The organism is Microbacterium sp. CFBP9023 (assembly GCF_034045055.1).
In the GTDB taxonomy this organism is placed as follows: domain Bacteria; phylum Actinomycetota; class Actinomycetes; order Actinomycetales; family Microbacteriaceae; genus Microbacterium.
This window is the reverse complement of the sequence record NZ_JAXCWI010000001.1, coordinates 1,329,309-1,341,839: the sequence shown is the minus strand read 5'-3', so window position 1 is coordinate 1,341,839 and position 12,531 is coordinate 1,329,309. Positions and strand designations below refer to the sequence as shown.

Sequence of the window (12,531 nt, the reverse complement as noted above, 5' to 3'; positions counted from 1 at the left end):
ACAGCCGGTCGGGGCAGGATGGACCCATGTCCGACTCCCCGTATGAATCCCGGCCATGGCTCGACTCCTACGCGGACGGTGTGCCCGCCGAGATCGACGCTCCGACGCAGACGCTGCCGGAGATGATGTCGGCGAGCATCGCCGCTTTCGCTCGTCGACCGGCGCTCGAGTTCTTCGGTGCGGTCACGACCTACCGCGAGCTCGGCGACCAGATCGCGCGCGCTGCCGAGGGGCTGAGGCGCCTGGGCGTGCACAAGGGTGACCGGGTCGCCCTCGTGCTGCCGAACTGCCCGCAGCACGTCGTGGCGTTCTACGCGGCGCTGCGCCTGGGAGCGATCGTCGTCGAGCACAACCCGCTCTACACGGCGAGGGAGCTGCGGCACCAGTTCGAGGATCACGGAGCGAAGGTCGCGATCGTCTGGGACAAGACGGTCGACACGATCGCCGAGTTCCCCTCCGATCTGCGAGTCGAGCACATCGTGAGCGTCGACCTCACCGAGGCGATGCCCGCCGCTCAGCGGATGCTGCTGCGCCTGCCCATCCCGAAGGCGCGCGCGGCGCGCGCGAAGCTGACGGCCACCCCGCGGACACGGCGAGCAGTGGCCTGGAGGAAGCTGGTCGACCATCGGCCGCTCTCGCGCAAGGTCGCCGGCCCGACGCTCGACGACACCGCCCTGCTGCAGTACACGAGCGGAACCACGGGCACGCCCAAAGGCGCGATCCTCACTCACGCGAACCTGCGCGCCAACGCGATGCAGGGCCAGGCATGGGTGCCCGGTCTGGTCGACGGCGAGGAGACGTTCTACGGCGTGCTGCCGCTGTTCCACGCCTACGGCATGACGCTGTGCCTGACCTTCGCGATGAGCATCGGCGCGAAGCTGGTGCTCTTCCCGACGTTCGACCTCGGCCTGGTCACGAAGGCGGCCCGCACCAGTCCGCCCACGTTCCTGCCCGCGGTCCCGCCGATCTATGACCAGCTCGCCCGAGCCGCATCGCGGGGGACCATCGACCTCTCGACCGTCCGATTCGCCATCTCCGGGGCGATGAGCCTTCCCGTCGCGACAGTGCAGCGGTGGGAGGAGGCCACCGGCGGTCTGCTCGTCGAGGGCTATGGCATGACCGAGAGCTCGCCCGTCGCGCTCGGCAACCCGATGGGCAGGAGCAGGCGCCCTGGCACGGTCGGAGTGCCCTTCCCGAGCACCGAGATCCGCGTCGTCGACCCCGCCGACACCGACGTCGACCTGCCCGTCGGCGAACGAGGCGAGCTGCTCATCCGCGGTCCGCAGGTCTTCCAGGGGTACTGGCGCCGTCCCGGTGACACCGCCGACGTCCTGCTGTCTGACGGATGGCTGCGCACAGGCGACATCGCCGAGGTCTCGGTCGACGGCTTCGTCACGATCGTCGACCGCCTCAAGGAGCTCATCATCACGGGCGGCTTCAACGTGTCGCCCAGTGAGGTCGAGGACGCGCTCGAAGCGCACCCGGACGTGGTCGCGGCCGCGGTCGTCGGCCTTCCGCGGTCGAGCGGGGGAGAGGAGATCGCCGCTGCGGTCGTGCTCCGCGAGGGAGCTGTGCTCGACACCGGTGCGCTGCGCGACTTCTGCCGCACGCGGCTGACGCCCTACAAGGTGCCCAAGCGCATCACGGTCGTCGACGAGCTGCCCCGCTCGCTCATCGGAAAGGTCCTGCGCAGGCAGGTGCGGGATCGGATGCTGGCCGACTGACGCGCCGGCGCAGACGAACTCTCCGTGGCGACCTGAAACCGGTTACAGTGTGCCGATGGCCACGATCTACGATGTCGCTCGACTCGCGCAGGTCTCGCCCGCCACCGTCTCGCGGGTGTTCAACGGCACCAGCGTCTCCGCCGCGAAGGTCGAGGCGGTGCGCCGGGCCGCCGAGCAGCTGCGTTTCACGCCCAACCGCACGGCTCGCAATCTGCGGCGGCAGAGGTCCGAGGTCATCGGGTTGGTGATCCCCGACATCGAGAACCCCTACTTCACCGAGATGGCCAGAGGCGTCGAGGACGTCGCGTCCGAGGCCGGATACTCGGTCGTGCTCTGCAACTCCGACTCGCAGCCCGAGAAGGAGACGACCTACCTCCAGATCGCGGTCTCCGAGCACATGTCGGGTGTGATCATCGCCCCCGCGTCCGAACGCACGAGGCTCGACGGCATCCTCGACACGGGGCGCCCCGTCGTCGCCGTCGATCGGCATACGGTCTACGACGTCGACGGTGTGGTCATGGCCAATCGCGAGGCCGGGGCATCGGCCACCGAAGCGCTGCTCGCCGCCGGATTCCGGAGGGTCGCGTACATCGGCGGTCCGGAGGGGATCGACACGGCCGCAGAGCGCGCTGCCGGCTGGCGGTCTGCGCTCGCGGCGCGCGCCCCCGAGGTCGATGCCGATGAGCTGCTGCGCTTCGCGACCTTCCGCGTCGACGGAGGCAGGGGCGCCATGGAAGAGCTGCTCGCGCTCCCGGAGCCGCCGGACGCGGTGGTGGCGGGGAACAACCTGATCGGCGTCGGTGCGATCCAGGTGCTGACGGAGCACGGCCTGACCCCGCCGCGGGTCGGCGTGGCGGTGATCGGCTCGCTGCCGTTCACCACCCTCTCGCCCACAGCGGTGACCGTCGTGCGCCTCCCGGCACGCGAGATGGGAGTCCGGGCGGCACGGATGCTGCTCGAGCGCATCGGTGGGGCCGGTGGTCCGTCGCGCACCGTGGTGCTGCCGGCCGAGGTCCAGCCCGCCCGCGCGGGCGCGACCGCCACGCACTGACGCAGACGACGCCCGGTCCTACTGCTTGCGTGCTGAAACCGATTTCACGTACAGTTGCAGGACACGTGCGATCAAGGAGGACGCGAGTCATGACCTATACCCTGCCGACGACGGCATCCCGACCGGTGTCCGCGCCGAAGACCGCGTACCTGATCGCCTCCGGCGACCTGCGCGAAGCCGCGAACACGGGCGGCTGGCCCGTGCAGGTCGAACTCGAAGCGGGCGTCACCGGCGTCTTCGAACAGCTCGGCTGGAGCGTCGTCCGAGCCAACGACGTCGATCCTGAGACCGGCCACGGCTTCATCTCGAGCCAGCGCATGGGCCTCGAGGTCTTCAAGAACATCCCGACGGATGCTCCGCTGATCGTCGCCGAGGCCGTGTGGCAGTACTCGCACCACGTGCTCGCAGGACTGCGCACCCACGAGGGGCCGATCCTCACGGTCGCGAACTTCGCCGGGGACTGGCCCGGCCTGGTCGGACTCCTCGGCCTCAATGCCGGCCTCACCAAGATGGGCAAGCCCTATTCCACGATCTGGTCGGTCGACTTCACCGACGACTGGTTCACGGATGGCATCAGGGAGTGGACGGAGACCGGGTCGATCACCCATGACGCCTCGCATGTGCGCCCTCTGCCCGAGCTGCCGGACAGCCCCGAGAAGCAGCTGGGCGAGGCGCTCGCCGCCGAGCTGCGCGCCGAGAAGGCCATCATCGGCGTCTTCGACGAGGGCTGCATGGGCATGTACAACGCGATCTTCGACGACGAGCTGCTCAACCAGACGGGCATCTACAAGGAGCGCCTCTCGCAGTCCGCGCTGTACGCCGAGATGCTCGAGGTCGGCGAGGATGAGGCGGATGCCGCCTACGAGTGGCTGCTCGATGCCGGCATGACCTTCCGCTACGGCGAGGATGCCGCCACCGAGCTGACCCGTGAGCAGGTGCAGTGGCAGCTGAAGATGTATATCGCCGCACTCCGCATCGCCGACGATTTCGGGCTCGACGCTGTCGGCATCCAGTACCAGCAGGGTCTGAAGGACCTCGTCCCTGCCTCGGACCTCGCCGAGGGCATCCTGAATTCGACCGAGCGCCCTCCCGTCACCTCTCGCGACGGTTCGCGGGTGCTGCACGACGGCCGGGCCTTCCCGCACTTCAACGAGGCTGACGAAGGGGTGGCGGTCGACGCCCTCGTCACCGACCGCGTCTGGCGCGCCATGGGTCTGGTGCCCGACAACACCCTGCACGACGTGCGCTGGGGCGAGGACTTCGACGGAGAGTTCGTCTGGGTCTACGAGATCTCGGGCTCGGTGCCCGCCTCGCATCTCGGCGGATGGCAGAACGCCGAGGGCTGGCGACAGGGTCACGTCTTCTTCCCTGCGGGCGGCGCCACGATCAACGGCGTCTCGAAGCCGGGCGAGATCGTGCTGTCGCGCGTGTTCATCGCCGACGGCATCCTGCAGGCCGACATCTTCCGCGCCTCGGTGGTGGAGCTGCCTGCGGAGGAGACGCAGCGACGCAAGGATGCCACGAACCCGGAGTGGCCGATCGCGCACGTCGTGCTGCACGGCATCTCGCGCGACCAGTTCATGGCCCGCCACAAGGCCAACCACGCGCAGCTCGTCTACGCGCCCGACGCCGAGACGGCCGACAAGGCGCTGATCGCGAAGGCCGCGATGTTCGCGGGCATGGGCATCCAGGTCAATCTCGTCGGAGATGTGACCATCTGAGCGGAGGGATCCAGGCGGTCGAGAAGGGGCGGATGCTGCGGCATCCGCCCCTTCTTCTCTGCCTTCCCGTCACATCACTTAAGCGCTATAGTCGGCGACAGGTCGCGACGGCGCGACCGGATTCGACAACGACGCCGAAGGAGACGATCAGTCATGAACCAGAACGTCAGGAATCACCGGTTCCGAAAGGGCATCGCCGGTCTCGGAGTGCTCGCCACCGCTGCTGCCGGCATGCTCGCCGGAACCACGGGTGCCGCCGCCGACACGACCGAGCCGGTCGACCCGCAGCTCGCCGTGTACGTCGAGGTGAACTCGAACGATTTAGCCAACGTCGCCGACTACACCCTTGCCGAGTCCGGAGACGCCGCCATCGACATGGCCATGATCTTCGCCGCCAACATCAACTACGACGGCGAGAAGGCGTACCTGCACTTCAACGAGCGGGTCACCGAGACGCTCGACAACGCCGAGACGCAGATCCGTCCGGTGCAGGAGAACGGCACCAAGGTGCTGCTCTCGGTGCTCGGCAACCATCAGGGTGCGGGATTCGCGAACTTCACCTCCTATACGCAGGCGGATGCGTTCGCCGCGCAGCTCGCCGACGCCGTGACGAGCTATGGTCTCGACGGCATCGACTTCGACGACGAGTGGACCGAATACGGGGCGAACGGCACCCCGCAGCCCAACCCGCAGTCGTTCGGATGGCTGGCCACGGCACTGCGCGACCGTCTCGGACCCGACAAGATCATCAGTCTGTATGCGATCGGTCCGAGCTACACGACGACCGACTTCGCGCTGTTCGACGCGGCCGGCGTGCTCGACTACGCCTGGAACCCGTACTACCCGACCTATGACGCGCCCACCGTTCCGGGGCTGGAGGACCGCACCCGACTCGGGGCAGCGGCGATCGACCTCTCGAACACGAGCGCCGCGACGGCGGAGGACTTCGCGACCCGCACGGTCGCTGACGGCTACGGCGTCTATGTCGCCTACAACCTCACCGCGACCGATCAGTCGGCCTATCTCTCGGGCATCACCGAGGCGCTGAAGGGCGAGGCGACGGAGTACCGGGCGGCGCCTCGCGACACCACCTCGCCGACCGTCACGATCAAGGACGGCGCGCGATTCACCAAGGTCGAGACCGACGGCAGCTACCAGCGCGTGAGCTACAAGCTCTTCGACGAAGGCAAGATCGACCGGCTCTCCGTGAACGGGGTCGTCAAGGACCTCTCGGACGACGCGTGGAGCGACCTGAACTTCGTGAAGCCCGGTGTCTTCGGTGCGGTCGTGGGGGAGAACACGCTGCAGGTGGTCGACGTCGCCGGCAACGTCACCGAGCTCTCGTTCGTCCTGTCGAAGTGACGACCCGCGCTCGAGGCCATCACCCGAGGTCGAAGACCTCGATCTGACGGATCGTGACCTCGGCATCCGCTCGCAGGCGGATCGCCGGGGTCACGACGCGCGACACCAGCTCGAACGGGGTCGTGCGATCGGCCGGGAGCTCCGCGTCGTAGGTGGTCGGAGCCGCCGCCCAGCATCCGTCCGCGTCGAGGATCTCCCATCGCAGCCGAGACGACGGGGCGCCGGTGGCCATCGTCACTGTGAGATCGGAGACCGCGCGCGGCTCGGCGAAACGCCATCCTGCCCATTCGCCGGCCGCCAGGACGACGCCGCTCGAACCGCTCGGGTCGCCGTCGTCGAACAGGCGGTCCGCATCGATGACGGATGCGGACGCGATGACGCCTCCTGTGTCTGCCGTGAGATCGCGGCACCAGGGCGCGATCTCATCCGTCATCCGCTCACCCGTCTCGAGGGCATCCGCGGGCTCGGTTCCGAAGACCAGTTCGAGCTCGACGTCCCCGACGAGGGCGTCCCCGGCGAGCGCATCCCCGGCGAGGGCGTCGACGGGAAGTTCGGCCCTGGGTAGGTCGACCCCGTCGAGCCGGGCACGCTGCAGCACGTGCGCTCCCGGCTCTCGGCGATGAGAGCGGATGCGCAGCGAGCGGCCGTCCGCGCGATCGACGCGGATGTCGTCGAAGAGGGGCGAGCCGATCCTCAGCACGCCGGACGCGAGCTCGAGCGGGTAGAGACCGAGCGCGGCCCACAGCCACCAGGCGCTCATCTCGCCGTTGTCCTCGTCGCCGGGGAAGCCCTGTCCGATGTGGGCGCCTGCGAAGAGACGCCCGGCCAGCTCGTGCACGATCGCGCCGGCTCGCCACGGCCGGTCGCTGAACGCGTACATGAAGGGGATGTGATGGGCGGGCTGATTCGAGATCGCGCACATGCCCGAACGCAGGGCCCGCGCCTCCCGCTGCTCGTGGATGACGGTGCCGTACGCCCCGCCGAATCGCTCGTCGGCGGTCTCCGGCTCGGCGAAGAGCGCGTCGAGGTGCTGTGCGAAGGCCCCACGTCCGCCGTGCAGCGCGGCGAGGCCGGCGCCGTCGTGCACGGCGCCCACCGACATGCCCCAGGCGTTCGTCTCGACGTTGTCGCCTCCCCAGGTGCGCGGGTCGAACTCGGGGGCGAGGTCGCCGTCGGCATCCCTGCCGCGGAGGAACCCGGATTCCGAGTCGAAGAGTGTGCGATACGACCGTGCTCGGTTGGCGAAATAGCGGGCGAACGAACGGTAGCGAGCGGCATCGCGGTCGGAGCCGGGAGCGGCTGCGCGTTCGGCTTCGAGGGCCAGACGCTCGGCGAACCGGCCCAGCGCCGCGTCGCTCACCGCGTTCTCGACGGTCCAGCTCATGCCCTCCGGCACCTCGGACGAGATGTAGCCGGTGAAGCGTCCGCGTGCGATGCCCTTGCGGCCGCGTCGCGCATCGGGCCCGGATTCGCAGGCGTTGCGCCATCCGCTCTCGAACGCCTCCGCCCGGTCGAACGCCACGCCCCACCGGGCGGCATCGGCGAAGATCTGGTCGCTGGAGGTGCCGACCATGCTGTCGACATATCCGGGCGCGCTCCACCGCGCCATCCACCCTCCGCGACGGTACTGCTCGAGCTGGCCGTCGAGCAGTCTGCCGGTCAGCGAGGGATCGAGCAGCGCGAGCGCCGGCCACTCGGTGCGATAGGTGTCCCAATAGCCGTTGTTCACGATGAGCTCGCCGTCGACGATCGGCGCGCTCGTCTCACTCTCCCCGAACGGCGCGCGTGGGGCGAACACGTCGGCGAAGCGATGCCGCGGCGCCTCTGCAGTGCCGGCATTCTCGGCGGCGGAGTTCGGATACAGATGCATCCGATGCAATGCGGCGGCTATCCGGTTTCGATTCTCCTCGTCGGCCAATCGGCGATACGGGGTCTCGGATGCGTCGAGCGGCGGGATCGTCACGCGGCCCAGCACCCGGTTCCAGGAGGCTGCGGCTTCCGCTCGCAACTCGTCATATGCGATGCCCGGAGGACACTCGATCTCGAGACTGCGCCTGGCCTGCTCCACCGACAGGAACGACACGGCCACGCGCACCTCGAGCGACCCGTCGCCGGCGACGTAGCCCGCGACCCGCGCCCGTCCGTCGTCGTCGAGGGCGCCGTGCAGACTCGTCGCAGGGTCGCCCTCGCCATGCAGCACGGCGCCCGCGAAGTAGCAGCGGGGGGAGTTGCCCCAGTCCTCGGAGCCCTCGGGCGTCCACCCCTCGAAGCCACCGCCGTCGGTCCAGTGCAGTTCGCCGTCATCGGTGGGCTGATCGATCACGAAGCCGACGACCGCGTCAGTGTCTGCGCCATGCACGCGGAAGGCGGCGGTGTGCGATGTCGCGGTCATCTCCACGCGCAGACCATCACCGAGATCGGCGGCGTACTCGTGGGGGCGTGCTCGCTCGGTGCCCGGGGCGATCCACCGGCGGCGCGCGGCGCGCTCGGAGGCCGGATGCCCGTCGAACGGCATGAGCTGGAGCACCGAGCGGTCGCCGATCCACGGACTCGGCTGGTGCGAGAACTGCAGGGCCTCGAGGCGTCGCCCGGGTGGATCGTCGTGGATGGTCGGCCGATACGGCCAGCGCGTGTCCGAGGCATCGGTCGCCGCGGTGACGAAGGTGAAGCCGTGCGGCACGGCGACGGCGGGGATGGTGTTGCCACGCGAGAAGCGCGGGCCCGAGTGGCTGCCGCGACGAGTGTCCACTCGCTCGACCGGTGGCGGGTCGGCGACGGCATCCTGCTGCTCGACCTGCTCCTCGACCATGACCTGCACGAATCCCGTGACGAGCGGCGGCAGTCCGCTCATCCCCGCCAGGGATCCGCTGCCGAGCACCAGCTCGACGGTGGCGGAGGTGTGCGGGGCCGAGCCGGGGAGCATCGGCGCCAGCGACACGGTGTCGGCGTTCCACTGCTCGGGCATGCTCCAGCGCGCCGCGAACTGGGCATCGGCGGTCATGGCGAAGTCGTACCGGTCACGCACGGCGGCTGTCTCGCCGAGCCGCGCGCCGCCGTCCCCGCGGACATCGACGGTCACCGCGAGGGCGGCATGCGGAGCCAGGGTCGCCGCGTCGCCGTCTGCGTAGAACGCCCAGTGCAGCAGAGTGTCGGGGCTGATCGCGACGTCCGCGAGTCCGGGAACATCGATCCGCTGTTCGCCCGCTGACGGATCGAACGAGTAGGCGAACACCTCACCGCGGAGCACGCCGGAGTGAGGGCGGGACGACGGAGGATCGGCGGGTCCGTCGGCGGGCGTGAGCTGGGCGTCGCTCACCCCTTGACCGCGCCCTCCTGCACGCCCTTGAAGAAGAACCGCTGCGTGAACGAGAACATGATGACGATCGGCACGAGGGCGATCATGGTGCCCGCCGCGATCAGGCGCGGGTCGACCGAGAAGCTGCTGTTGAGGTAGGCCATGCCGACGGTGAGCGTGTACTTCGACGGATCGGAGAGCACGATGAGGGGCCAGAGGTAGTCGTCCCAGGCGCCGATGAAGGCGAAGATCGCGACCACCGAGACCATGCCGCGGATGTTGGGCCACACGATGTGACGGATGCGCTGCCAGGTCGTCGCTCCGTCGACCGTCGCGGCGTCCAGCACGTCCTTCGGGATCATGCGGCAGGCGGTGGCGACGAGCAGCACGTTCATCGCGCTGATGGCGCCGGGCAGGAACACGCCCCACAGGGTGTCGGCGAGGCCGAGCGAGCGGATGGTGAGGAAGTTGCTCGTCACCGTGACCTCGCCGGGGAAGAGCAGGGTCGAGAGCAGGATGGCCATGACGATCCACTTGCCGCGGAACCGCATGCATCCGAGGGCGTAGCCCGCGAAGGTCGCGAGCACCACGTTGCTGACGACGGTGCCCACCGAGACGAGCAGCGAGTGCCAGGCGTAGAGGTACACCGGCACGATCTCGGCGACCGTGGCGTAGTTCTGCAGTGTCGGCTCGCGGGGGATCAGGTTGGGCGGGAACGAGTAGATGTTCTCCTGCGGACCCTTGAACGACGTCGAGAGCTGCCAGAGGAACGGGCCGATGACGAGCGCCAGCACGAGCAGCAGCAGCGCATAGCGGCCGATGAGCCCGCCGAGCGTCGGCTTGCTGAAGTCGCCGGAACCGCGGCGGCGGAAGATGGGTTCGCGCGTGGTCGCAGCCGGCTGATCGTCAGGGCGACGGTCGTCGTCGATGCGGGGCGGAGTGAGGGTGCTCATGCGGAGACCTTCGCCTTCTTCTCGCGATTCATGAAGGCGATCGCGGCCAGCGGGATGAGGGTGAGGAGGAACAGCGCGACGCTGATCGCCGAGGCGTAGCCGATGTTGCCGTTCAGGCCGGAGCCGACCTGGCGGATCAGCATGACCAGCGACATGTCGTATCCACCGGGACCTCCCGTGCTCTTGGAGAGCACGTCGAGCTCGGCGAACACTCTCATCGCCGAGACGGCGATGAGCACCGCGATGAGGAGCATCGCTCCGCGCACCGACGGGATCGTCACCGACAGGAAGCGACGGAACGAGCCGGCGCCGTCGAGCATGGCCGCCTCGTGCAGCTCCTTGCCGACATTGCCGAGCGCGGCGAGGTACACGACCATGTAGTAGCCGAGACCCTTCCACACCGTGAGCAGGATCGCGCAGCCGAGCAGCAGCCACCGGTCGACGAGGAACGCCATGGGCTTGTCGACGAGGCCGAGGAACTCGAGCGTCTGGTTGATGATGCCGCGGCTGTCGAACAGCCAGGTCCAGATCAGGGCGACGACGACGACCGATGCGATGACGGGGAAGTAGAAGGTGGTGCGGAAGAACGCGATGCCCGGCAGCTTCTTCTGCACGAGCAGGGCGAGCAGCAGGGGAAGGATCGTGAGCAACGGCACGCAGACGACCACGTAGATGATGCACGTGGTGAGGGCGTTCCAGAACATCTCGTCGCCGAACATCCGCTCGTAGTTCGCGGCGCCGACGAACTCGGGGGTCCGCAGGGGACGTGCGTCCGTGAAGCTCAGGAAGACGGTGTTGAGGAACGGCCAGAGCGCGAACACCAGCACCCAGACGACGGCGGGGCCGAGGAGCAGCCAGGGTGTGAACCACCGGTGCGATCGCATGGTCGTCCTCCGGCTCCGGATGCTGGTGTGCGCGCTCATGGCTTACTGGTCCACGCGGTTCGCGTTGGCGTACTCGACGATCTTGTCGAGCTGCTCCTGCGCGTCGGCCTCGCCGTTGACGGCGAGCGCGATCTGCTGGGTCATGTACGTCGCCATGTCGGAGGTCCACTGGAACGGGATCGCCTTGGCGTCTTCCATGGCCGTGAACACGGTGTCGATCGCGGAGAGCTGCTTCTCGTCGGTGATCGACGAGGAGATGTTCTCGACGACGGCGTCGCCGCCCGCGGAGGTGCCGGGTGCGGTGCCGACGGCGAGCGATGAGAACGCGACCTGGTTCTCCTCGTTCGTCGCGAACTCGGCGAACGCGAGGGCGGCCTCCTTGTTGTCGGAGTCGGCCGAGACGTTCAGTCCCTGCACGTAGAGCGGCGGGATGCCCAGTCGCTGCGTGGCGACCGTGTTCTCGAGCAGCGCGGGCGCGTCCTTCGCGAGGTCGGTCGTGAAACCAGTGCCACCGGTCGTGAAGGCCACCTTCTCCTGGATGTACGCCTCGGCGTTTCCGCCGTAGTCGCCGGTCAGCGCCTCGGCCGGCATGGCTCCGGCCGCGTACGCGTCGGCGTACTTCTCGATGATGGCCGCGGCCTCGTCGGTGTTGAAGTCGAACTCGCCGTCGTCGTTGATGACCTCCATGCCCGCCGATGTGAACGTGTCGAGCGCCGGGATCGATGACAGCAGTTGGACCTTGCCGCCGGACTCGGTCGCGACGTCCTTCGCGAGGGTGAGCAGCTCGTCGACCGTCGTCGGGAGGTTCTCCTCGGTGACGTCGTAGGGGGCGAGCTGAGCGAGGTTCCACCATGATGCGTCGCTGGACACGTACCAGGGCAGACCGTACGTGCCCTCGACACCCGGGTACTGGCTGTAGGCGTCCCATGCGCCGGTGTTGTATGCCGACTTCAGGTCGGGGTCGGCCGTCTCGAGGTCGACGAGCTTGCCGGCGGCGACGAGCGGGTAGGCGATGTCCGGCGGCAGGTTCAGCACGTCGGGCAGCGTGTCGGCGTTCGCCTGGCTCAGGATCTTCTCCTGGTAGCCGTCGCCCGGCTGGTCGAGCCACTCGACCGTGACCTCCGGGTGCTCCTTCTCGAACGCGTCGATCAGGTCTTCGAAGTAGGGCGTGAACTTCTCGTTCTTCAGCGACCAGGTCTGGAACTGGATCGTCCCGCTCAGCTCGCCGGAGGTGTCGATCGGTCCGTCGGCACCGGATGTGGCACCGCCTCCGGTGCAGCCGGCGAGCGCCATGGCGCCGATCGTGAATGTTGCCAGAGCGACAATGCGTGCGGGAACTTTCATCGTGCTTCTTCCTCGAGGCGGGCGATTGGCGGTGTCCGTCGAACGGACTACAACGCTTTAGCAGATGAAACCATCCGATCCCGTCGCTGTCAAGGTCTCGGGACTGCGTGCATCGGCGGGCCGCGGTATTCCGGGTAGCGGTCCGTTGCTCAAGCGTTATAGTGGTGCGACCACGTCCTCGTCGGAGGGCTCTGTCG

At 68.4% G+C, this 12,531-nt stretch carries 8 protein-coding genes; 4 read left to right on the top strand and 4 right to left on the bottom strand.

The features are described from left to right. Positions 1-26: 26 nt before the first annotated feature. From SOM10_RS06490 to SOM10_RS06475, 4 genes are all read left to right on the top strand, one after another. On the top strand, positions 27-1,724 hold the full coding sequence (locus tag SOM10_RS06490) for a long-chain-fatty-acid--CoA ligase (protein WP_230100941.1): 1,698 nt from the start codon (positions 27-29) through the stop codon (positions 1,722-1,724). A gap of 55 nt (positions 1,725-1,779) precedes the next feature. Continuing rightward, positions 1,780-2,775 (top strand): LacI family DNA-binding transcriptional regulator, encoded by a 996-nt coding sequence (locus SOM10_RS06485; RefSeq protein WP_056275254.1) that lies wholly within the window; start codon positions 1,780-1,782, stop codon positions 2,773-2,775. Positions 2,776-2,864: 89 nt separating this feature from the next. Then, positions 2,865-4,496: a fucose isomerase gene (locus SOM10_RS06480; RefSeq protein ID WP_320489035.1), complete on the top strand. Its 1,632-nt coding sequence runs from the start codon at positions 2,865-2,867 to the stop codon at positions 4,494-4,496. 153 nt (positions 4,497-4,649) lie between these two features. Next, complete coding sequence (locus tag SOM10_RS06475; protein WP_320489034.1) at positions 4,650-5,858, top strand: endo-beta-N-acetylglucosaminidase H; 1,209 nt, start codon at positions 4,650-4,652, stop codon at positions 5,856-5,858. A 19-nt stretch (positions 5,859-5,877) separates the two neighbouring features. Here SOM10_RS06475 and SOM10_RS06470 read toward each other — a convergent pair whose 3' ends face one another. From SOM10_RS06470 to SOM10_RS06455, 4 genes are read right to left on the bottom strand one after another with little or no spacing between them, the layout of a single operon-like run. Continuing rightward, positions 5,878-9,174: a GH92 family glycosyl hydrolase gene (locus SOM10_RS06470; RefSeq protein WP_320489033.1), complete on the bottom strand. Its 3,297-nt coding sequence runs from the start codon at positions 9,172-9,174 to the stop codon at positions 5,878-5,880. Next, positions 9,171-10,106 (bottom strand): carbohydrate ABC transporter permease, encoded by a 936-nt coding sequence (locus tag SOM10_RS06465; RefSeq protein WP_320489032.1) that lies wholly within the window; start codon positions 10,104-10,106, stop codon positions 9,171-9,173. The genes SOM10_RS06470 and SOM10_RS06465 overlap by 4 nt, the downstream gene beginning before the upstream one ends. Beyond that, the gene (locus tag SOM10_RS06460; RefSeq protein ID WP_320489031.1) at positions 10,103-11,029 is read right to left on the bottom strand and encodes a sugar ABC transporter permease; all 927 of its coding nucleotides are present in this window, start codon (positions 11,027-11,029) and stop codon (positions 10,103-10,105) included. The genes SOM10_RS06465 and SOM10_RS06460 overlap by 4 nt, the downstream gene beginning before the upstream one ends. Positions 11,030-11,032: 3 nt before the next feature. Then, on the bottom strand, positions 11,033-12,334 hold the full coding sequence (locus SOM10_RS06455; RefSeq protein WP_320489029.1) for an ABC transporter substrate-binding protein: 1,302 nt from the start codon (positions 12,332-12,334) through the stop codon (positions 11,033-11,035). Positions 12,335-12,531: the final 197 nt, after the last annotated feature.

Bases quoted from the DNA above. Each gene is read 5' to 3' on its own strand.
- SOM10_RS06480 (WP_320489035.1), top strand. From the start codon at position 2,865: ATGACCTATACCCTGCCGACGACGGCATCCCGACCGGTGTCCGCGCCG.
- SOM10_RS06465 (WP_320489032.1), bottom strand. From the start codon at position 10,106: ATGAGCACCCTCACTCCGCCCCGCATCGACGACGACCGTCGCCCTGAC.
- SOM10_RS06455 (WP_320489029.1), bottom strand. From the start codon at position 12,334: ATGAAAGTTCCCGCACGCATTGTCGCTCTGGCAACATTCACGATCGGC.
- SOM10_RS06490 (WP_230100941.1), top strand. From the start codon at position 27: ATGTCCGACTCCCCGTATGAATCCCGGCCATGGCTCGACTCCTACGCG.
- SOM10_RS06475 (WP_320489034.1), top strand. From the start codon at position 4,650: ATGAACCAGAACGTCAGGAATCACCGGTTCCGAAAGGGCATCGCCGGT.
- SOM10_RS06460 (WP_320489031.1), bottom strand. From the start codon at position 11,029: ATGAGCGCGCACACCAGCATCCGGAGCCGGAGGACGACCATGCGATCG.
- SOM10_RS06485 (WP_056275254.1), top strand. From the start codon at position 1,780: ATGGCCACGATCTACGATGTCGCTCGACTCGCGCAGGTCTCGCCCGCC.